A 20,226-nucleotide genomic window follows, 5' to 3' on the forward strand; every position below is an offset into this window, starting at 1 on the left:
CGCGCAGTCCGCGACCCCCAACTCGGACAGCACCGCCCGTAGCCGCTCCAGTGCCGCACTCGCGTCCGAGCCCTCTGCGATCTCAAGGTCAAGATGGCAGCGGCCCATGCCGCTGCCCGCGCCCGTGACCTCGCCGTCGAGCGCGAACTCCGCCTCCAGAGCCTCCTCGACCTCGTCACGATCGATCGACAGCTCAACAAAGACGATCTCGACGAACACCCCGGTCCTCCCTCTCAACCCGGCGAACCATAGCGGTCACAGCACTAGAGATCGGTCGGCGAATTCAGTGACACCTGTCTCGACCAGTCACACCAACCGCGACAGGCCTGTCGGCGTGACCTGCACTCGACTCAGGAGCCTTCGGCCGCATCGTCCTTCGCCGACGTAGCCGCCCGCCTGAGCTGGTCCCGCCTTAGGATCCACATCGCGGCGGGGATGCCGATCACAGCCCCTGGCGCACTCTGAAACGGCTGCGGGACGAACGCGACGCCGATGCCGACCAGCGGTACCACGACGACCAGGAGCGTCAGGAGCGTCAGTGGTCTGCCGCGGACCCTGCGCAAGACGTCCCCGAAGGTCTCCACGTCGGCTTCTCGCCGCTGACGCTGGCGTTCTCTACGCCCCCCACGCTTCATGTCCCCATAATGCCCCGACTGGCCAACTAGGTTGTCATTGTCAGCCAACCACAAGAGTCCGGCACACCCGGGCGACGCGGCTGCTACCGGACGGTGCCTCTCGCCGGCTCCGCTGGGTCGACCCACACTTCCAACGTGAGGCACGGCGACGGGCCAGGGAAGGGGCTCGTGAGAGCGGCACGGGCGCGCGATCCGCTCCGGACGCACCAGGGCGGACCCCGGCTTCCACCGGCCCAAGCTCCTGGTGCTGGGCTGCAGGTGACTGTCTCGGTGACTACCCCGCCGCGGAAATCACCAGAGCTGAAAGAACGCCGCTGACCTGGACCACAGCGCGCTCCGTCGCATGGGGACACCGTGAGGGACAAGCACACGCCCGGTAGTGGCGGACCTGCGGCCACCGACGGCCACGAAAGGTCGCGGTCAGCTACGGCGCACCCTTCTCGACCGGCCGCACGACCCGGTGCCACTGCTGGCGCAGGACCGCTGCCCTGTCGCGGAGATCCGCCTCAGCAAGGCCATCCACCTCCGCCGCGATCCAGCCGGGCACGGTCACCGGGTATCCCCTGATGCGGTAGACCCGCAGCACACATGACAGGTCCACACCCCGCCGTTCGACCGCGATGTCACTCACGCCGTCCCAGCGGATGTACTGATGGGTGAACAAGGAACGCATCTCCATTCCCTCGTCCTCGACCCACACCACCGCCAGGCACCGGTTGAGGGAGACAACGGCATTGACGACCGCCGCAGCCGCACATACCGCGACCACACCCCAGCCCCGCAGACCGGCCAGACCCAACGGACTGAACGCAAAGTAGCCCCAGAGAGCCACGCCACCCACGACACCCGACTGCCAGGCCAACCTCCGCAGCTTCTCCGTACGGGCACGCCGCGACAAACCCATCTGAAATCCCGTCACATTCAGTCATTCTAAAGACCGTCGAACAAACAGGCACCGAACCTGGCGACATCACCCCCGGACAGGCCCGGCCCGCACCGGACCTGATCGGCCGCACCCGGAGCACTAGATCACATGACTGAAAAACGGCTCTACCCGTGACCGAAGTCGCTCCTATGCTCAACGCTCACCAGGACAGTTGCTCCTGCGTCACAGTCACGTGAGGAAGAAGTATGAAGTCGAGATCGGTCCAGCGTGCGAGCCGAGCCGTTCTGGTCGCTGTGATGGCTGCCAGTGGCATGCTCCTGGCCAATGCTCCCGCTCACGCCTCGACGAGCTGCTGCTACCAGGTCGGCTTGAATACCAGCCACAACGTGGGGCTCTACTGGGCACCCTGGACTGCTGACAAGGACACGCACCCAGACCTCCACCCTGGCGACCAGATCATGGTGGATTGCTGGTCAGTGGGACAGAACATCAACAACCAGGGCGACGTCTGGTACCACGTCGTCGAGGAGTGGGACCCCGCAACCGACTGGGTGAACTGGGACGACTACGTATACGGCGCCTACGTGGACAACTACGCCGTCTGGCATGCGCACAACTCCCCCGGCGGGTTCCCCCAGTGCTGATCCGTCGTGACCGATAGAGCGCCAGCGCCCAGCCGATGCGGAGACCACACGGACCCCTCATGCCGTCTTCGTTGTCCACTCCGGTTCCGGCGCCAAGTGCGGCGAAAGCGGACTACGGCGGGCGTTGGACCGGGCAGAGTACGTCACCCGCACCGGTGCCACCGCTTCGGAGAACGCCCTCCTGATCGAAGCCCGCCACGTCCGGCGCCGCGAGTTCCGCGGCACCGGAAGGCAGCCCTACGCCCAAGTCCGGCGAAACAGCACCAGCCGGCCCCGGGGCAACGGGTGAGAACGGTGGCCGACCAGGCTGCGTCCCGCTGTGCCCGCAGATGTCCCCCGTGCTGTGGACCGGGCGCGTGGGCCTGCGCGGCCGCTAGCGCCGCAGTGTGCTCCCAAGTGGGCGGCGGGTTGGCCGGCAGCGCTCGATGCGACGGAAACGTGCGGAGGCCGGTGCAGACGAAAGTGCACAGGCGCAAGGGCACGCCGCACATGAGGGGGTACTCGGGTGACTGACTCCCGTCCTACTGCGCCGGTGCCGCCAGACGGAAACCCACGCCGATGGCCGCCAGATCCCGCTCGTAGGCGCCGTGGCGACGGGCGCACCGGGCCAGGTCCCGGTCGTGGCGGAACGAGCCGCCCCGGGTGACGTGCGGATCGAAGGCCCAGTCCTCGACGTCCGGCACGTCGGCGGGGGCGCCGGGGTAGGGGGCGTAGAGGGTGGAGGTCCACTCGTCCGCGTTGCCGGCCATGTCCAGCACACCGAACGGGCTGGCGCCCTCGGGGAACGAGCCGACCGGCACCGTGGTGCCGATGCCTAGGTCCGCCAGATTGGCCAGGCCAGTACGGTACTGCGTGCCCCACGGGAACTCCCGGCCGTCCTCGCCGCGAGCGGCGCGCTCCCACTCGTCCTCCGTGGGCAGCCTCACCTCCAGGCCGTCGAACTGCTTCCCCAGCCACCGGCAGTAGTCCGTCGCCGCATCCCAACCGACTCCGACCACCGGGTGGTCCCCCGGCGCCTGCGGAACAGGCCTGCCGGTGGCCGCAGCGAAGACCGCCCACTGGCCGACCGTGACCTGGGTGCGGGCGATCCGAAACGCCGGGAGAAGGATCTCCGCACGCGGGGCCTCCTTCCGGAACCACGCCACCGGCACCCCGGTGTCGGCATAACGAACCGCCACCCGCTCGACCTCGTCAATCGGCGTACCCCGACACAGCAACCCCGCCGGGACCTCAACCCAATCCACCCGCTCCACCTGCACGGTCCCTCCTCGGCTCGATCCAACAGTCCTCAGGATCACGCCGATGGACAGGAAGCACATCGGCCCATCGACCCATCCCGACAGCGACCTTGGAACCAGAGCCTCGCGACCGCCTCCTGCCAGTGCCTCGCCACGCTCACTGCGCGCGAATCCGCGCTTCGTGACCGCCGTGGCGGTGACGCCGGCGCGTGGCGGGAGCCGGGCCGAACCGTCGCCTTGTCCTCGTTGATCGCTCCACGGTTTGACCGGCACCGCACCGTCGCTGGAGCCGGGCGCCGGTGCCGGGAGCGCGACGCTGGAGTTCGACCGGGCCAGGGAGCCACTCGCCGGGGCATGTGCCTTGCCTGCGGTGCGCCCCTAATGCCCCATTACAGCAACAAGTCGACAAATGATCATTTCCGTTGTCGTTCATGCCCGATTCACTGGCATGCCGCGCGTGGTCAGTAGGTTCGCAGCGCCCCCAACCCTTCCGGAGGTGTTGAACCATGCCAAGACTGTCTCGCAGAGGCTTCCTCGGTGCGGCTACCGCGATCACCAGCGCTGCGGCGATCGGCGTGTCCGCCCCGGCAGCCGAGGCCCAGTCGGCCCCCCGGCCGAAGTTGCACGGCGACATTCGCGACATCAAGCACGTGGTGATCCTGATGCAGGAGAACCGCAGCTTCGACCACTACTACGGTTCGCTGCAGGGCGTGCGCGGCTTCGGCGACCGTTCCACGATCACCCAGCCCGGCGGCCTCTCCGTCTTCCAGCAGCCCGTGACGACGCCCGGCCAGCCGATCACCGGCACCCAGTATCCGTGGCACCTGAGCGACGCCCCGGTCTCGGCCTACCCGGCCGGGCACCAGCCGCCCAGTTCCGAGATCGGCGCGCAGAACTACGGTGGCACCGACCATAGTTGGGAAAGCCAACACACGGCGTGGTACGGCGGCCTGATGAACGCCTGGTACGCCAGCAAGGGCGGACCGACCACGCTCGGCTACTTGGACCGGTCCGACCTGCCGTTCCACTACGCCCTGGCCGACGAGTACACCATCGGCGACGCCTACCACTGCTCGGTGCTGAGCGCGACCGGCCCCAACCGCACCTACCACTGGGGCGGCACCATCGACGCCGCCAACAAGTACAGCAGCTTCACCGCCTACAGCGGCGGCGACGAACTGGGCCGCGACCTGCTGTGGGAGTCGTACGCGGAGACCCTGCAGAAGGCCGGGATCAGCTGGAAGGTCTACCAGGGCAGCGACAACTACGGCGACAACGGCCTGGAGTACTTCAAGCACTTCGCGCAGTTCGACCCCGAGCAGGGCGGAACTCCCCAGCCCGGCAACGTGTTCTACGACCACGGTGTCGCGATCGTGGCGGAGCCCAACGACCCCGACGTCGGCAATGCCGACAACCTGGCGTCGGCGGTCAAGCAGGACGTGCTGGCCGGCACACTGCCGCAGGTCTCCTGGCTGGTCACCAACCAGCGCTACTCCGAGCACCCCGACGGCGCCCCGACCGACGGCGCCTACTACGTCCACGAGGTGCTCAAGGCGCTCAACGCCGACCCGGACGTCTTCAACTCGACACTGGTGATCATCAACTTCGACGAGAACGACGGCCAGTTCGACCACGTACCCCCTCCCGTTCCTCCTGCGGGCGAGCGCGACGAGTTCGTCGCGGGTACCGACCTGTCCAAGTACGGCTTCACGGAGCCGGTGCCGGTCGGCCTCGGCTTCCGCGTTCCGCTGCTGCTGGTCTCGCCGTGGACCCGCGGCGGCTGGGTCACCTCCGAGGTCTCCGACCACACCTCGGTGATCCAGTTCCTGGAGAAGTGGAGCAGCGCCCAGAACAAGCCGGCGATCTGCCCGAACATCAGCGACTGGCGCCGCCGGGTCTGCGGAGACCTGACCAACGCCTTCGACTTCACCTCGCCGGTCTTCGGCCTGCCGAAGCTGCCGACGCTCGCTCCCATCGGCGAGGCCGCCAGTTACCACCCGCCGGTCACCACCAACGCGATGCCCCGTCAGGAGCCGGGGACCAAACGTGCACGGCCGCTGTCGGACCAGCCGAACGCGAACCTGGTCGGCTTCAGCACCGACGACAGCGGGTCGGTGACGGCGGACCTGGCCTTCAGCAACAACGGCCCGCACGTGCGCAGGGCGAGCCACTTCTCGGTCTACAACAACCTCGCCGCCACGCCCGCGCTGACCGAGTACCCGGCGAAGTTCCCGGGCCAGTACACGGTCGACGCCTCGCACTCCTCCGCCAGGACCGTCCCCGGCCAGGCTCCGGTCGGTGCGGTCGCGGGCGACACCGCCTACGACATCACCATCGTCGGTTCCAACCGCTTCCTGCGACAGTTCACCGGAGACGTCGACGCCTCGGGCCGGACCGCCGAGGTCCGGGCCGAGTACGGCGCCAACGGCCGCGGCTCCCGTCCCAAGCTCGAACTGACGCTGAGCAACACCGGCAGCAAGTCCGTGACCTTCACCGTGGTCTCCAACCACTACATCCAGGAGCGCGCGGCCACGTACCACGTCTCCGGTCACGGTCACGCGACCCACTCCGTCGACCCGCTGTCCAGGAGCGGCGGCTGGTACGACATCACGGTGACGGTGAGCGGGGACCACTCCTGGTCCCGCCGCTACGTCGGTCACCTCGAGGACGGCTCGAACAGCATCACCGGCTGATCCCGACCCGCACAACCTGTGAGCCCGGCGGACCCCGCGACCAGCGCGGACCGCCGGGCTCTCTGCGGTCGCGGTGGCGAGTGCCACGCCGGGATTCCGCATCGGCCGGCGAATTTTTCTATCCTGCTACGGCACCGCCCGCACCGGACCGGCCCGAACCGCCGCCCGGCTGACACTGACCAGCACCAGACCAGACCCGACCCGACCCACTCGACACCTTGCACGAAGGAGAGACGCTCCGTGGCCGACACGACCGAGACCCTGGAGTTCCAGGCGGAGACCCGCCAGCTGCTGCAGCTGGTGATCCACTCGATCTACTCGAACAAGGACATCTTCCTGCGCGAGCTGATCTCCAACGCGTCCGACGCCCTCGACAAGCTCCGCCTGGAATCCCTCACCCACTCCGATCTCGCCCTGGACACCTCCGATCTGCACATCACCCTGGAAGTCGACCAGGACGCCCGCACCCTGACGGTGCGGGACAACGGCATCGGCATGACCCGCGACGACGTCGTCGACCTGATCGGCACCATCGCCAAGTCCGGCACCGCCGGCCTGCTCGCCAAGATCAAGGAAGCCAAGGACGCGGACGCGGCCCAGAGCCTGATCGGGCAGTTCGGCGTCGGCTTCTACTCCGCCTTCATGGTCGCCGACAAGGTCACCCTGCACACGCGCCGTGCCGGCACCGACCAGGGCACCGTGTGGGAATCCGACGGCGAGGGCACCTACACCATCGGCGACGCCGCCGACCTGCCCATCGGCACCGCCGTCACCCTCCACCTCAAGGCCGAGGACAGCGAGGACGGGCTCGCCGACTACCTGGCCGGCTGGAAGATCCGGCAGATCGTCAAGCAGTACTCCGACTTCATCCGCTGGCCCATCCGCATGGCCGCCCAGGCCCCCGCCACCGCCGAGACGGACGCCGACGCTGAGAGCGGCGCAGGCGGCGGTGACGCGCTGGAGACGCTGAACTCGATGAAGGCGCTCTGGGCCCGCCCGCGCTCGGAGGTCTCCGAGGCCGAGTACCACGAGTTCTACCAGCAGATCAGCCACGACTGGCAGCCCCCCGCAGACACGATCCACATGCGCGCCGAGGGCACCTTCGAGTACGAGGCACTGCTGTTCCTGCCTGCCCACGCCCCGTTCGACCTGTTCTCCCGCGACGCCAAGCGCGGCGTGCAGTTGTACGTGAAGCGGGTGTTCATCATGGACGACTGCGACGCGCTGATGCCGAACTACCTGCGCTTCGTCAAGGGCGTCGTCGACGCCCACGACCTGTCGCTGAACGTCTCGCGCGAGATCCTCCAGCAGGACCGTCAGATCACCGCCGTGCGCCGGCGCCTGGTCAAGAAGGTCCTCGCTGCGATCAAGGACATGCAGGCCACGAACACCGACGCCTACACCTCCCTGTGGGAGCAGTTCGGCCGGGTCCTCAAGGAAGGACTCATCGAGGAGCGGGACAACACCGACGCCCTCCTCCAGCTGGTCTCCGCCCACTCCACCAACGACCCGGAGAAGACGACCACGCTGCGCGAGTACGTGTCGCGGATGAAGGACGGCCAGAACACCATCTACTACCTGACCGGCGAGACCCGTGCCCTGGTGGAGAACTCCCCGCACATGGAGGCCTTCACCGCCAAGGGCTACGAGGTACTGATCCTCACCGATCCCGTCGACGAGGTCTGGACCGACCAGATCCCCGCCTTCGACGGACACCGCTTCCAGTCCATCGCCAAGGGCCAGCTCGACCTCGATGACGACACCGACACGGAGGACGAGCAGACCAAGGCCGACAAGGCCCAGCGGGAGCAGGACTTCGCCGGCCTCCTCGCATGGCTGCAGACCAGCCTGGCCGACTACGTCAAGCAGGTCCGCCTGTCCACCCGGCTCACCACCTCAGCCGCCTGCCTCGTCGGCGACGCCCACGACCTGACCCCCACCTTGGAGAAGATGTACCGGGCCATGGGCCAGGAGCTGCCCGCCGTCAAGCGGATCCTCGAACTCAACCCCACCCACCCGCTGGTCACCGCCCTGCAGCAGGCGCATCACAAGAACGCCGACGATCCGGCGCTCGCCGAGACCGCCGAACTCGTCTACGGCGCGGCCCTGCTCGCCGAAGGCGGCGACCTGCCCGACCCGGCCCGCTTCACCCGCCTCCTCACCGACCGCCTCACCAAGGTCCTGTGAACCCAGCGGGGTGCGGCCGGCCGACTACGCCACGGGCCGGCCGCACCCGCTGGAACATTCGCGGCCGGGCAGGCCGTCACCAGGATCGGCAACGACTACCGTGAGCATGTCTTGCGGGTTCAGCAGTAACCGGTGCTCGGGGTGCCCCAGTCGGAGCCGGTTCCGTAGTACCAGTACGTGCCGGCCGCGTAGCCGGGATTGCAGCCGTAGAGCGACGCCTGGGCCTGCCACGCATCCGGATTGGCATGGTGGATCTCCACGGCGTCGGAGTACACGTCCTTGCGGTTCGTCAGCCCCTCCTCCGCGCCCTGATCGCTGGAGTTGGTGGCGTACAGCCGGACAATGACCGCGCTGTTCGAATACTCGTACTGGAACCAGCCGGACCACTGGAAGTGCGCACGGGCGTTGACGACACCACCGCCGCAATTCTGGTACTCCTGCTCGACCTGACCGGCGTAGACATACTGGCTGATGGTTCTGTCGTAGAAGTACAAGTTGGCAGGCGATCCGACGTTGTTCCAGGTGGCCCCGCAGTCGCCGTCCGCGTGGGCGGTACCGGCGGTGCCGACCAGCCCTGCGGCGGCCAGGGCAAGGCCCGTCGCCATGGTGACTGTGAGGCGCTTGAATCGACCCATTGTGTCCCCCCTGAACGTGGTGAACTGCCCCCAGGCCGCGACCCTAAGCCAACACACAGGAACCAGGACAGCGCGGAATGCGCCATACCGCTGGCAGGAAAAAGTCCTCCGACTGACAGCGCGGCCACGCTGCCAATCGTGCCTGACGCCCTGCTCCCCGCCGCCGCGCCCAAGCCGGAACAAGCGGTGCCCAGCCCGGCTGCGGGCGTCCGTCCCGCTTGGCCTCTTGCGTCTCAGTCCGGCAGCCAGTGCAGCTCGCGTGCCAGGGTTGTGGCGACGGTACGGATGCGGTGGTGCAGGGGCGACTGCTCGCGTGGGAGGACCAGGTGGATCGTCAGGGTGGGCGCGCCCGCCAGCGGTCGCCAGGTGAGTCCGGCCGGTTGGGTCGTGATCGCGGCTTCGCCGGCCGGGGCGAGGGTGACCCCGTCGCGCAGGTCGCGCTGGGACATGTCGAAAGCGACTGCCGAGGTGTGGAATCGGGGGTGTGGTCGGGTGTTGTGGAACAGTGCGGCCAGCTGATCGTGGATCACGGGGTTGGCCGCGCGGTCCGGCAGTCGCAGCGGATACGCGGCCGCGTCGGCGATCTCGATTTCTGGGTGTCGGGCCAGCGGATGGTGCTGCGCCAGCTGGACCCCGACGCGCTGCCGCCGCAGCAGGAGCCGGCGCACGCCACGGCCCGGTTGTTCACCGCGGGTGATCCCGGCGTCGATGCGGCCGTCGGCGACCGCGGGGGTGATCTCCGGTGTCGCCATCGGGACCGCGCCGACCTGCAGTCCGCTGTTGTTGCGGATCAGTCTGTCGACCAGGGCCGGTGCCGTCTCGGCCCCGGTGCTGAGGCTGTATCCGATGCGCAGTGTGCCCAGTTCACCGGCCGCCGCGCTGCGGGCGGTGTCCCATGCCCGGTCCAGCGCCGCCAGCGCGGGCGGCACGGCCTCCGCCAAAGCCGCACCGGCCGTGCTCAGTACGACGCTGCGGGTGGTGCGGACCAGCAGGGGCGTACCGAGTTCCGCCTCCAATCGGCGCATCCGGGCGCTGAGCGCGGGCTGTGCGATACCGATCCGTGCGGCCGCGCGGGTGAAATTCAACTCCTGTGCCAGCACCAGGAAGTACCGCAGGCTCACCGTGTCCGGCGCCACGTGCCCTCCCCGCCGATTGATAACGATCCATTCTGACTCTAGCCCGTACCGGTCTTTCCCTCGACCGCACATCAGGCCCTAACCTGCGCTTATCCCGAACACAGGAGGTTTCCATGGCCAAGGGCTACTGGGTCAGTGTCTACCCCGCCGTTTCCGGCCCTGAGGCGCTGACTGCCTACGACAAGCTGGCCCGTCCGGCTGTCCAGGCCGGGGGCGGACGCGTACTGTCCCGTGGCGCTCGCGTCGTCGCCCACGAGGCCGGAATCACGCAGCGCGTCGTTCTGATCGAGTTCGACAGTTTTGAAGCGGCCGTCGCGGCGTACGAGAGCGAGGTGTACCAGAAGGCGATGGTGGCCCTCCCCGACGGCTTCGAGCGCGACTTCCGCATCGTCGAAGGCATCGACTGACCGGCGGCCGCCGGCCGGGGCCCACCGGGCAGTCCCACACCGAGTCTGGCCGCAACGTACAGCCGGGGGCCGCTCCAGGTGCTGGCGCCTGTGCCTGCCGAGGACATCTGTTCGGGAACGTGCCGTCCACACTGGCGCCCGCCCCGTTCGCTGGGCGAGGATGATCACGTGAAGATGCTCCCCATTCCCCATACCCAAGCCCACGCCTCGAACGTCGTCCTCGGACTCATGCGCATCGCCAACCTCCAGGACGAGGACATCAGGACCCTGTACGGCAGCGCCCGCGACGCCGGCATCAATGCCTTCGACCACGCCGACATCTACGGCCCCACCCGGCACGCCTGCGAGGAACGGTTCGGACAGGCCGTCAAACTGAGCGGCGCCGAGCGCGAGTCGGTGGTCATCCAGAGCAAGGTCGGCATCCGCCCCGGATTCTTCGACTTCTCCAAAGAACACATCCTGCGCACCGTCGACGAGTCCCTGGCGGCGCTGGGCACCGACTACCTCGACATGCTGCTGCTGCACCGCCCCGACACCCTGGTCGAGCCGGAGGAGGTGGCCCAGGCCTTCGACGAGCTGTACGAGGCCGGGAAGGTCCGCTCCTTCGGGGTCTCCAATCACACCCCCGGACAGATCGAACTCCTCAAGACCGCCGTACGCCGGCCGCTGGTGGTCAACCAGGCGCAGCTGAGCATCACGCACTGCCCGATGATCGCTTCTGGTCTCGCCGCGAACATGGCCGGCCTGGACCAGTCCGTCGACCGGGACAACGGCCTGCTCGACCATGCGCGCCTGAACGGCATCACCGTGCAGGCGTGGTCGCCGTTCCAGAAGGGCTTCTTCGACGGCGTCTTCATCGGCGACCGGGAGAACTACCCGGAGCTGAACACCGCTCTCGATGAGATCGCCGCGAAGTACGAGGTGACGCCCACCGGGGTCGCCGTCGCGTGGATCACCCGTCACCCGGCCAACATGCAGGTCGTGCTCGGCACCACCAACCCGCACCGGGTCACCGAGTGCGCGGCCGGCTCCGAGCTTCCGCTCACCCGTGAGGAGTGGTACCGCCTCTTCCGCGCAGCCGGCCACACCCTGCCTTAGTGGATCCGGTGGTCAGCGGATCCAGCTCCGCAGTGTCTCCGAGCTGGATCCGCTGACTGTGATCAGCTGTTGGCGCCGGCTGCCACGAGCCCGTGCCGGTCATCGCTCCAGCTGTCGCTGCGGTTGCGGTGCAGGGTGAAGCGGTCGAACAGCACCGGGGCGGGGAAGGGGACCGCCGCGGTCGCGGTCGGGGTGTGGAAGTAGCTGACGGTGATGGTGGTGCGGCCGCCGGGCCGGGTGCCGGGATCGACGTCGAAGACCGCGAGGCCGTACGGGTAGGCGGTGTTCGGGTCGCGCACCGCCGACCAGGTGGCCTTCTCGGTGGCGTCCGGGTCCGCCTTGAAGGTCAGCCGCTGGGTGCGCACGGTGGCCTCGGGGATGCCCGAGGAGTCGGTGCTGCCCAGGAAGACGTCGTCGTGCGAGGCGGTGCCGCCGCCGCCCAGGATCATGTGGACGGTGCCCTTGGAGGTGTCGATCTCGCGCAGGTCGTCGTCGACCACGGCGGGCCGCAGCAGGGTGCCCGGGTCGGTGCCGCGGACCGGGTGGGTGCGCTCGTAGTCGTGGTCGTGTCCGGCCAGGACCAGGTCCACGCTGTAGCGGTCGAACAGCGGCAGGAGCTGCTCGCGGATGCCGATGTCGCCGCCGTGGCTGGACGCGGAGGAGGACATGGCGAACTGGTGCATCGTCACCACGATCCAGTCCACGTCCTTCCCGTGCCGGGCCCGGGACAGGGTCTGCTCCAGCCAGCGGACCTGGGCACCCTGGCTGTAGCCGTGGTTGTAGACCGACTGGCCGGTGACCGGGTCGATGCTGGCGTCGTCCTCGACCACGATGTCGTTGCCGTCCACCGAGATCACCAGGACCGAGCCGACCTGGAAGCTGTACCAGTTGCCCGCGTAGTCGCGGGTGCCGTTGTCGGGCAGCTCGAAACGGGCCAGGTAGGAGGCGTAGCCCAGCGCGCCGTTGCCCGCCTCGGCCTCGTGGTTGCCCAGCGCGGTCATCCAGGGCCGGTTCGCGGCGGAGTAGGCCATGTTGTTCATGAACGCGTCCCAGCACTGCGGCTGCAGGTACTGGTTGTTGTTGGCGTAGGCGAGGTCGCCGTTGAGCAGGTGGAACAGCGGGGCGAACTGCTCGACCTGGTGGACGGCGGTGACGCCGTTGATGGAGGACTTGCTCCAGGTGGGGTCGCCCGCGCCCAGGTCGCCGAAGCTGGTGAACCGGAACGCGGCCCTGGCCTTGCCAGGGGCGGTGCGGAAGGTGCCGCGGACCGGGGTGGCACCGTCGTGCGAGACCTCGTAGACGTAGCTGGTGTCGGGGCGAAGGCCGAGCAGCCGGGCGTGGTGGGTGTAGGTCTCAACCTGGTTGAGGCCGTCGACGTAGGTGCGGGTCTCGGCCTGGACGGTGTAGCCGAAGTCGCCGCGGGCGTTGCCGATACGGACCCGGGGACGCTTGACGGAGCCGGCGGTGGCCCAGGAGACGGTCATCTCCTGTTCCGGGCGGCGCCCGTACTGCAGGTGGATCTGCTCCGGACCCGAGGTGGCGGCGACCGCAGCCTGGCTCCAGAAAAGCGTGGACAGCGGCAGCGCGGTAGCCGCGCCGGCCGCGGCTGTCGTACGCAGAACTGTTCGACGGGACGGTTGCACCACTGCTGCCACGGTCTGCCTCCTCGGCCTGGGGAATCGACCGAAGGCTGACATGATCACCAACCACCTGGGCGTCTCCCGGGGGCAGGGAAGGTGAACGGCGGACGAACGTAACGGCGACTTGGGGTCAAACAGGCTATTCACCCTTCGCGCCCGGAACGGGGTGGTACCCCATATGCGGAGCCGACCGGCATCCGCCCCAGCGCCACGCCCCAGCCGTACTGACACTACGTCATCGCACTGACGACGAGCAGTGGTTCCTGGGCCGACAGACCGTGCATGGGGACACGTCCGGCCTGGGCAACGCGGGCGAATGACGCTTGGGCCGGCTTCGGCTACCCCACCGGTTCAGGCGACTGCTGTCGCTGTTGCATCGTGGTACGCAGCAGGAGCGCAGCGAGGGTCGCAGCCAGGATCAGTGAGGCCCCGAGCGGCCCGTAGCCCAGTCCTCCCAAAGCCACCGGCTTGCTGAAGAAGTCTCCCGCGTTGGCGCCCAACGGGCGGCTGAGCACGAAGGCCGCCCAGAACAGCACGGCCTTCGGAGCTCGGGTGAGGCGGTCGGCGAGGACGATGAGCGCCAGCAGACCCGCGATCAACGCGGTCCCCCCGGCGAAGCCCAGTCCGGAGGTGTCTGCCAGGAAGTCCCCGGCCGAGGTGCCCAGGGTGTTGGACAGCAACACCGCGGCCCAGTAGACCAACTCCCCGCGGCCGGGCTCGATGCGGGCCACCTCAAAAGTGAGGCCGCTGAGCCACCAGAAGGTGAACAGCGCTGCCAGGGCGAGCAGGAGGATGAGTGCTCCGGTGGCGTAACCCAGTGCGGCGGTGCGGTTCATGAAGTCGGAGATCGTGGTTCCGGCGGTGCTCGTCGTGAGGATCACGGTCCAGTACAGGGCCGGGTGGAAGGTCCGGGCTCTCAGCTGGACTGCCGCGGTGCCCAGGAAGACCGCGATGAGGATCACGGAGCTGGCCGCGTAGCCGACCTTCATCGTGGTGGACACCAGGTCCCCACCGGTCTCACCGAGGGTGGTCGCACATACCTTCATGATCCAGAAGGCCATCGTGATCTGCGGAAGCTTGTTCATGGTATCCGTTCGATTCGCGCTCCCGCCCGGCCGTTGTCATCGCGGATCCGGGTCGGGCCGGGACTTCTCGCGCCTGGCCGGGCCAAGATCAAGCAGTACGGAATCCACAACGATCCCAGCGTCCGGAGGTCACCACGACGTGCCGTCAGCAGTGTTCAGCGCGCCGCCCAGACGGTGCACCCGCTTTCGTGGACGGTCAGCATGACGACGGTGCCGCCGGCCAGGACCTCTCGGGTGCGGGTGGCCCGGCAGCACGTGGGCGGTGACCAAACCGGCTGCGGGCCGGAGGAGTCCTCGCCACGGTGCGGCGCCAACGTCGGCGGCCAGGCAGGCTCCGCCATCCGTGGCCGCGGTGGCGGTGGCGGTTGTCGCCGGGACCGAAGGCGCCCGGCCTGCTCGATGGAGACGCCCAGAGCACGGGCACGGGCCTGCAGGCGCCGCCGATCACGTCGTTCGGACATGACGACACTGTGCCTTCGCGGACCCGGCTCGCGCCAGCACCATCCGCCGACACGCCGCCCACCAGCACGACCGCGGGCAGGTCACGGTCGCGGGCCGGTCACGGCATCCGCCTTGCCTCAGGTCCGCAGCCAGATCAGGTCCGGCACCCGGACCTCCCGCTCATCCGGGTGGACCGTGTAGTAGACGATCACGGGCTCGCGGCGGACGTCGACGCTGTAACGGCCGTCGCTGAGGCGAACCCCGGCCGGGGGGCGCCCAGCGGCCACAGCCGCTCCCACCTCCAGAGCCAGAGCACGCAGATAGCGCAGCAGCCCGACGTGAAGGTCGGGATCAAGCTTGCCCATGTCCGCCAGGATCTGTGTGGCCTGCGGACCGGTCCGCACCGTCCAGGGAGGCGACGGTTGACTCACGCTCCGTCACCAAGGTCATCCGGCAGCACGCTGAGGTTCTCACCGGCCATCACCTCGGCCAGGCGCTGCTCCCGGCCCGGGAGCAGCGAGAGCATCGCCTCGGCCCACCAGCGGTCGATGACGGCGTCGAGGGGCCGGCCCTGGGCGGCGGACAGCGCTTCGGCGAAGAAGGCCATCCGCGGAGCCCCGCTGAGCGCGTCGCCGATGGCCTGGATGGTGCGCGGCAGTGGTGCGACACGGGGGTCGTGGGTGTACTCCACACTCTGAGCGCTCATGTCGCACCTTTCTGTACAGGCTTCGCCCTCCACGCTAGTGCCCGACGGCGCCCTGCGGTACAGCCTGCACCCGATCCGACTGCTCTGGCGGCGTGATGCACAAGCCGGCAGGCCGGTAGCGTGGCGGGATGAGGACACGCGGGGGCGGGCTCACCACCATGACGAGCCTGGCGACGATTGCTGCACTGGCGCTGGCACTGGGCGGCTGTGGCAGTACCGGCACGGGCGGCGGCACGGGGGACACCAGTGCGACGGCACTCGGATTCAAGCAGTACGCCGGTGCGGTCGACTACCCGACGATGACCGGCCCGCACGACACCGGATACGTGGCTCCCGGCGAGGGGCTGCGCCAGCTGGTGCCGCTGGGCGACTGCGCCCTGGGCCTGGGAACGTTCGCCAACGGCTACCACTATGTGAACGTCAACTGGACCGGCAGCGCCGGCTGCACGAGGCTCTCGATCACCCCGAAGCCGACCTCTGACGACGCTACCGACGTACCCGGCTCCATGCGCAGCGGCTGGGCCGGCGGCGGCCTGACGGGTGACGTGGTGGTGCCCTGGGACGACGGTTCGCTGCTCGCGGTCGGCGCCGCCGTGACCCGTCGAGCGGCGAACGGCCAGCAGACACGGCTGGCCACGCTGCCGCTGACGTTCAACGCCCACCCCGAACAGGAGACCGCCGACGACGCCTCGGTGAACACCGCGGTACGGGTGGGGTCGCGGCTGCTGATCGGCGGTGGTCAGACCATCGACAAGACGGAGACTCCGTACGTGTTCGCCTCCGACGACGCGGGCCGGACCGTGAGCCGGGTACCGCTGCCGGCGGTCGACGGCCTGCAGCCGTCGACGCCCGTGGGCGACTTCGGCGTCAACGGCGCTGAGGTCGTCGCGGTCGGCGCGGCGGCGACCAACGCCTTCGACTTCCACTCCACCGGCACGATTCCGTTCTGGCACAGCACGGACAGCGGCAGCCACTGGACCTCCGGCCAGATCGTCGGGATGCCGCCGGGAACCCAGGTGCGCAGGGTCCTGTACGCGTCGGGCCAATGGGTCGCGGTTGGCGGCTATGCCCGGGCCGGCGCCGTCTACGACTCCCTCCCGCTGGTCCTGACCAGCCAGGACGGCACTCACTGGGACCGACTGGACACGTCCGCGATGGGCGCCGGCGAGATCACCGCCGCGACCGTCGACTCCTCGGGCCACCCCGTCCTGGTCGGCTCGTCGGTGCGGCCCAAGTCCAAGCCGGAAGCACCCACCGTGTGGTGCGGTGCCGTCTGGTTCGGTGATCCGACGCTCTCCCGTTGGAAGCGCGGCGGCCTCGGCTGCAGCCAGGACCCCCCAGGCGCGGTGGCCCTGCTCTCCGACGGCCGCATACTGATCGCGGGCAACCGGGACCTCTGGCTGTCATGAGGCCCGCGACGGTCCTGTGAAGAGCATGGTCGGCGCTGGACCGGTGACCACGTGACAGCGTGACAAAGAAGACCCGGAGCGGAAACAAAGGCGCGTTATCTTGCGTGCGATGAGGACTCAAAGGCCGGCCGCCGGCTGGGTGCGACGACTGGCAGCCGACCGTCCCGGCACCGTGCACGAGGTGATTCTGGACGAACTACGCGCTGTCATCCTGGCCGGACACGCGCCGCCCGGTGCGCCGATGAACATCGACGCCATCGCCCACCGGTTCACCGTCAGCCGGATCCCTGTCCGTGAGGCGTTGAAGACACTGATCGGCGAGGGGCTGGTCGACCACGCGCCGCGGGCCGGCTACGCAGTCGCACAGGTGACCCGGGCGGAGCTGGCCGAGCTGTACGTCGTCCGGGAGGCGCTGGAGGCCGCGGCACTGAGCGCGGCGGCGCGGGCAGCCACGGAGGACGACGACGCCGAGGTGGCGAAGGCGCATGAGGCGCTGTCACAGGCGATCGAGGACCACGACGCGCGCGGGCACCACCGGGAGAGCCGCCGCTTCCATCTCGCACTGGCCGGTCCCTGCCGGATGCGACGACTGCTGGGCATGTTCGAGTCGGCGTGGAACATCACCGAGCCACTGCAGCCGATGTCCCATGTCTCACGCGAGATGACGCTCGCGCTGCACACCGACCACCAGCTGATGGTCGACGCCTTCCACGCCCGCGACGCCGACGCCCTGCTCGCGGTGTCCGCGGTGCACTACCGGCGGCTGCAGGACGTCGTCGCGGCGCTGCCGGTCAACGGCCTACGGCCCTGACGGATATATCCGCGCGGACATCCGGGCGCAATCTCACGTTCCTACGGTCGTTCCATCGAGCCAACGAGCGAATGGTCCAACCGTGAGGAGCCTGGAGATGACGGTAGAGGAAGTGGGACCGGCGGCACCGCCGGCCGGGTCGGGGGAACGCGGATACGACCCACGGCTGACCAACCAGGATCTGGCGCCGCTCAGGGAGCAGCCCTGGGGTGCGTACAACATCTTCGCCTTCTGGATGTCCGACGTTCACAGCGTCGGCGGCTACATCACCGCGGGCAGCCTCTTCGCCCTGGGCCTGACCAGCTGGCAGGTCTTCATCTGCCTGATCGTCGGCATCGTCATCGTGCAGTTCTTCTGCAACCTCGTCGCCAAGCCGAGCCAGCAGGCCGGTGTGCCGTACCCGGTCACCAGCCGGGCGTCGTTCGGAGTGCTGGGCGCCAACATCCCGGCGATCATCCGCGGCCTGATCGCGGTGGCCTGGTACGGGGTGCAGACCTTCCTGGCCGCCGAGTCACTGAACATCGTGTTCCTCAAGCTGTGGCCCGGCCTGGCCCCCTTCGCGGACGTGCACCGGCACGGCCTGCTCGGGCTGTCCTACCTCGGCTACCTGAGCTACGCGATCCTGTGGGTGCTGCAGGCCGCGCTGTTCTGGCGCGGCATGGACACCATCCGCAGGTTCATCGACCTGGCCGGCCCGGCGGTGTACGTGGTGATGCTGGTCCTGTGCCTCTACATGCTGTCCAAGGCCCACTTCCACATCAACCTGGACCTGTCCGACAAGCACCTGTCCGGCTGGTCGCTGCTGTGGACGATGTGCGGCGCGACGGCCGCGGTGGTCGCCTACTTCTCCGGGCCGATGCTCAACTTCGGTGACTTCTCCCGCTACGTGGGGAAGTTCTCGCAGGTGAAGCGGGGCAACCTGCTCGGCCTTCCGATCAACTTCGTGATGTTCTCGCTGCTGACGGTGCTCACCGCCGCAGCGACGGTACCGGTGTACGGGCAGCTCATCACCGATCCGATCGTGACCGTCCAGAAGATCGACAACACCTTCGCGATCATCCTCGGCGGCGTCACCTTCGTCACGGCCACGGTGGGCATCAACATCGTCGCCAACTTCATCTCTCCGGCCTTCGACTTCTCGCACGTCAGTCCGCAGAAGATCAGCTGGCGCATGGGCGGCATGATCGCGGCGGTCGGCTCACTGCTGCTGACCCCGTGGAACTGGTACGACAACGCCAACGCGATCTTCTGGACGCTGGGCCTGCTGGGCGCTCTGATCGGTCCGCTCTTCGGCATCCTGATCGCCGACTTCTACCTGATCCGCCGCCAGAAGATCATCGTCGACGACCTGTTCACCCTGGACGAGGGCGGCGCGTACTACTACCAGGGCGGCTACAACCCGGCGGCGGTCAAGGCGGTGGTCCTGTCCGGCGCGATCTCGCTCGCCTCGGTCATCGTGCCCAAGCTGGGCGGCGTGCTGGGCTGGCTTCCGCAGTACGGCTGGTTCGTCGGCTGCGGCTGCGGGTTCGTGGCGTACTACCTGATCGCTCGCCGGGCGAACGTGGCCGGCTCCGGCCGGCGCGAGGTCCTTGCCCAACTGCCGGTCGCACCGACAGGAGCGGCGGCGTCGGCGGAGTGATGATCAAGGTCGTCAATCCGAACACCACCGAGTCGATGACCCGGTCGATCGAGGCCAGTGCCCGGCGCGCGGTCGGCCCGGGCACCGGCGTGATCGCGGTCAGCCCGGCGATGGGACCCGTCTCGATCGAGTCCCACTACGACGAGGCGCTGAGCGTCCCCGGGCTGCTCACCGAGATCACCGGCGGCGCGTCGGCGGACGGGTACGTGATCGCCTGCTTCGGCGACCCGGGGCTCGACGCGGCCAGGGAAGTCGCCCCTGGCCCGGTGGTCGGCATCGCCGAGGCGGCGATGCGGGCGGCGACCTACCTCGGCCGGTCGTTCACCGTGGTGACAACCCTGGCGCGGACGACAGGCCGGGCCCAGGAACTCGTGGACCGCTACGGCGTCCGCCCCTACTGCCGCAATGTCCGGGCCTGCGACGTGCCGGTGCTGGAACTGGAGACGGACCCCGGCGCGCGCGGCCGGATCGTCGCCGAGTGCCGCGCAGCGCTGGAGACCGACGGTGCCGAGGTGATCGTCCTGGGCTGCGCCGGGATGGCGGACCTGTGCACTGCTCTGACCGCGGAACTGGGCGTCCCCGTGGTGGACGGCGTGGCTGCAGCCGTCGCAGCGGTCGAAGGACTCCTACGACTCGGGCTCGGAACGAGCCGGTCCGGCGAGTATGCCCCTCCGCCGAGCAAGCCCTACCAGGGCGCCCTGGCGCACTTCGGCCTGGCCGACCCACGGTAGTGTCGAATGCGCATCCTCCCTTGATCACCTCGCCACCATCGCGTCGGTGGTGTGGGACGGGCCGCACGCAGCCGGCGATCTGAGTCATCTGCGGGATACGGCCGCCGAACACGAGGAGGCCCTGCGCCGGCGCCGCGCCGCCGGGAGAGCCTGTCCTCAATCGTGCTCATCCCCCGGCGACAGGGTCCCGGCGGTACGCCCGGCG

Annotated in this window: 19 protein-coding genes; 9 read left to right on the top strand and 10 right to left on the bottom strand. The window is 68.8% G+C overall.

All coding sequences use genetic code 11. The features are described from left to right. The 3 genes from IF29_RS0110020 to IF29_RS0110030 form a co-directional block, all read right to left on the bottom strand. A partial coding sequence (locus IF29_RS0110020) for a hypothetical protein (RefSeq protein ID WP_030252502.1) occupies positions 1-219 on the bottom strand: 219 nt, incomplete at its 3' end. A 131-nt stretch (positions 220-350) separates the two neighbouring features. After that, complete coding sequence (locus IF29_RS46795) at positions 351-584, bottom strand: hypothetical protein (RefSeq protein WP_030252503.1); 234 nt, start codon at positions 582-584, stop codon at positions 351-353. Between the two features lie 475 nt (positions 585-1,059). Continuing rightward, on the bottom strand, positions 1,060-1,554 hold the full coding sequence (locus tag IF29_RS0110030) for a hypothetical protein (protein WP_157623676.1): 495 nt from the start codon (positions 1,552-1,554) through the stop codon (positions 1,060-1,062). Positions 1,555-1,997: 443 nt separating this feature from the next. Here IF29_RS0110030 and IF29_RS45900 point away from each other — a divergent pair, with 443 nt between their 5' ends. Beyond that, entirely contained in the window at positions 1,998-2,165 is a 168-nt protein-coding gene (locus tag IF29_RS45900; RefSeq protein WP_157623677.1) for a hypothetical protein, read from the top strand. 521 nt (positions 2,166-2,686) lie between these two features. Here the strand turns inward: IF29_RS45900 and IF29_RS0110045 are convergent. Beyond that, positions 2,687-3,484 carry a formylglycine-generating enzyme family protein gene (locus tag IF29_RS0110045; protein ID WP_084713857.1) on the bottom strand — a complete coding sequence of 266 codons (798 nt, stop codon included), beginning with the start codon at positions 3,482-3,484 and terminating at the stop codon, positions 2,687-2,689. Between the two features lie 425 nt (positions 3,485-3,909). Between IF29_RS0110045 and IF29_RS0110050 the strand changes: the two genes are divergently transcribed. Both IF29_RS0110050 and htpG read left to right on the top strand, forming a co-directional pair. Further along, positions 3,910-6,096, top strand: a complete 2,187-nt coding sequence (locus IF29_RS0110050) for a phosphocholine-specific phospholipase C (RefSeq protein WP_030252508.1) — start codon at positions 3,910-3,912, stop codon at positions 6,094-6,096. 240 nt (positions 6,097-6,336) lie between these two features. Beyond that, positions 6,337-8,283, top strand: coding sequence for a molecular chaperone HtpG (gene htpG / locus IF29_RS0110055; protein ID WP_030252510.1), 1,947 nt, complete (start codon positions 6,337-6,339; stop codon positions 8,281-8,283). A gap of 119 nt (positions 8,284-8,402) precedes the next feature. Here the strand turns inward: htpG and IF29_RS0110060 are convergent, their stop codons facing one another. Both IF29_RS0110060 and IF29_RS0110065 read right to left on the bottom strand, forming a co-directional pair. Next, positions 8,403-8,888 (bottom strand): hypothetical protein, encoded by a 486-nt coding sequence (locus tag IF29_RS0110060; RefSeq protein WP_030252512.1) that lies wholly within the window; start codon positions 8,886-8,888, stop codon positions 8,403-8,405. Between the two features lie 263 nt (positions 8,889-9,151). Continuing rightward, positions 9,152-10,054 carry a LysR family transcriptional regulator gene (locus IF29_RS0110065; RefSeq protein WP_030252513.1) on the bottom strand — a complete coding sequence of 301 codons (903 nt, stop codon included), beginning with the start codon at positions 10,052-10,054 and terminating at the stop codon, positions 9,152-9,154. Positions 10,055-10,167: 113 nt separating this feature from the next. Between IF29_RS0110065 and IF29_RS0110070 the strand changes: the two genes are divergently transcribed. Continuing rightward, entirely contained in the window at positions 10,168-10,461 is a 294-nt protein-coding gene (locus tag IF29_RS0110070) for a DUF1330 domain-containing protein (protein ID WP_030252515.1), read from the top strand. 174 nt (positions 10,462-10,635) lie between these two features. Beyond that, positions 10,636-11,559 (top strand): aldo/keto reductase, encoded by a 924-nt coding sequence (locus IF29_RS0110075; RefSeq protein ID WP_198037386.1) that lies wholly within the window; start codon positions 10,636-10,638, stop codon positions 11,557-11,559. 62 nt (positions 11,560-11,621) lie between these two features. Here IF29_RS0110075 and IF29_RS0110080 read toward each other — a convergent pair whose 3' ends face one another. The 4 genes from IF29_RS0110080 to IF29_RS0110095 all read right to left on the bottom strand — a co-directional run bounded on the left by IF29_RS0110080 (position 11,622) and on the right by IF29_RS0110095 (position 15,431). Next, positions 11,622-13,214, bottom strand: coding sequence for a purple acid phosphatase family protein (locus IF29_RS0110080; protein WP_198037367.1), 1,593 nt, complete (start codon positions 13,212-13,214; stop codon positions 11,622-11,624). Between the two features lie 323 nt (positions 13,215-13,537). Beyond that, positions 13,538-14,284 carry a COG4705 family protein gene (locus tag IF29_RS0110085; RefSeq protein ID WP_030252521.1) on the bottom strand — a complete coding sequence of 249 codons (747 nt, stop codon included), beginning with the start codon at positions 14,282-14,284 and terminating at the stop codon, positions 13,538-13,540. Between the two features lie 578 nt (positions 14,285-14,862). Next, on the bottom strand, positions 14,863-15,090 hold the full coding sequence (locus tag IF29_RS0110090) for a hypothetical protein (protein ID WP_063757472.1): 228 nt from the start codon (positions 15,088-15,090) through the stop codon (positions 14,863-14,865). A 62-nt stretch (positions 15,091-15,152) separates the two neighbouring features. Beyond that, complete coding sequence (locus IF29_RS0110095) at positions 15,153-15,431, bottom strand: hypothetical protein (RefSeq protein WP_030252524.1); 279 nt, start codon at positions 15,429-15,431, stop codon at positions 15,153-15,155. A gap of 128 nt (positions 15,432-15,559) precedes the next feature. On the opposite strand from IF29_RS0110095, the gene IF29_RS0110100 reads away from it, so the two are divergent. From IF29_RS0110100 to IF29_RS0110115, 4 genes are all read left to right on the top strand, one after another. After that, on the top strand, positions 15,560-16,840 hold the full coding sequence (locus tag IF29_RS0110100) for a hypothetical protein (protein WP_157623678.1): 1,281 nt from the start codon (positions 15,560-15,562) through the stop codon (positions 16,838-16,840). Between the two features lie 109 nt (positions 16,841-16,949). Continuing rightward, on the top strand, positions 16,950-17,651 hold the full coding sequence (locus IF29_RS0110105; RefSeq protein ID WP_030252528.1) for a GntR family transcriptional regulator: 702 nt from the start codon (positions 16,950-16,952) through the stop codon (positions 17,649-17,651). A 97-nt stretch (positions 17,652-17,748) separates the two neighbouring features. Next, on the top strand, positions 17,749-19,290 hold the full coding sequence (locus IF29_RS0110110; RefSeq protein ID WP_051725137.1) for an NCS1 family nucleobase:cation symporter-1: 1,542 nt from the start codon (positions 17,749-17,751) through the stop codon (positions 19,288-19,290). Further along, complete coding sequence (locus IF29_RS0110115) at positions 19,290-20,021, top strand: aspartate/glutamate racemase family protein (protein ID WP_198037369.1); 732 nt, start codon at positions 19,290-19,292, stop codon at positions 20,019-20,021. The genes IF29_RS0110110 and IF29_RS0110115 overlap by 1 nt, the downstream gene beginning before the upstream one ends. Positions 20,022-20,226: the final 205 nt, after the last annotated feature.

The sequence above is a fragment of the Streptacidiphilus jeojiense genome, assembly GCF_000719095.1.
GTDB lineage: Bacteria > Actinomycetota > Actinomycetes > Streptomycetales > Streptomycetaceae > Streptacidiphilus > Streptacidiphilus jeojiensis.

Excerpts from the sequence above, each read along its gene's own strand:
- IF29_RS0110110 (WP_051725137.1), top strand. The coding sequence starts at position 17,749 with ATGACGGTAGAGGAAGTGGGACCGGCGGCACCGCCGGCCGGGTCGGGG.
- IF29_RS0110100 (WP_157623678.1), top strand. The coding sequence starts at position 15,560 with ATGAGGACACGCGGGGGCGGGCTCACCACCATGACGAGCCTGGCGACG.
- IF29_RS0110115 (WP_198037369.1), top strand. The coding sequence starts at position 19,290 with ATGATCAAGGTCGTCAATCCGAACACCACCGAGTCGATGACCCGGTCG.
- IF29_RS0110075 (WP_198037386.1), top strand. The coding sequence starts at position 10,636 with ATGCTCCCCATTCCCCATACCCAAGCCCACGCCTCGAACGTCGTCCTC.
- IF29_RS0110070 (WP_030252515.1), top strand. The coding sequence starts at position 10,168 with ATGGCCAAGGGCTACTGGGTCAGTGTCTACCCCGCCGTTTCCGGCCCT.
- IF29_RS0110105 (WP_030252528.1), top strand. The coding sequence starts at position 16,950 with ATGAGGACTCAAAGGCCGGCCGCCGGCTGGGTGCGACGACTGGCAGCC.
- IF29_RS0110090 (WP_063757472.1), bottom strand. The coding sequence starts at position 15,090 with ATGGGCAAGCTTGATCCCGACCTTCACGTCGGGCTGCTGCGCTATCTG.
- IF29_RS0110095 (WP_030252524.1), bottom strand. The coding sequence starts at position 15,431 with ATGAGCGCTCAGAGTGTGGAGTACACCCACGACCCCCGTGTCGCACCA.
- IF29_RS0110045 (WP_084713857.1), bottom strand. The coding sequence starts at position 3,484 with ATGTGCTTCCTGTCCATCGGCGTGATCCTGAGGACTGTTGGATCGAGC.
- IF29_RS0110050 (WP_030252508.1), top strand. The coding sequence starts at position 3,910 with ATGCCAAGACTGTCTCGCAGAGGCTTCCTCGGTGCGGCTACCGCGATC.
- IF29_RS0110085 (WP_030252521.1), bottom strand. The coding sequence starts at position 14,284 with ATGAACAAGCTTCCGCAGATCACGATGGCCTTCTGGATCATGAAGGTA.
- IF29_RS0110060 (WP_030252512.1), bottom strand. The coding sequence starts at position 8,888 with ATGGCGACGGGCCTTGCCCTGGCCGCCGCAGGGCTGGTCGGCACCGCC.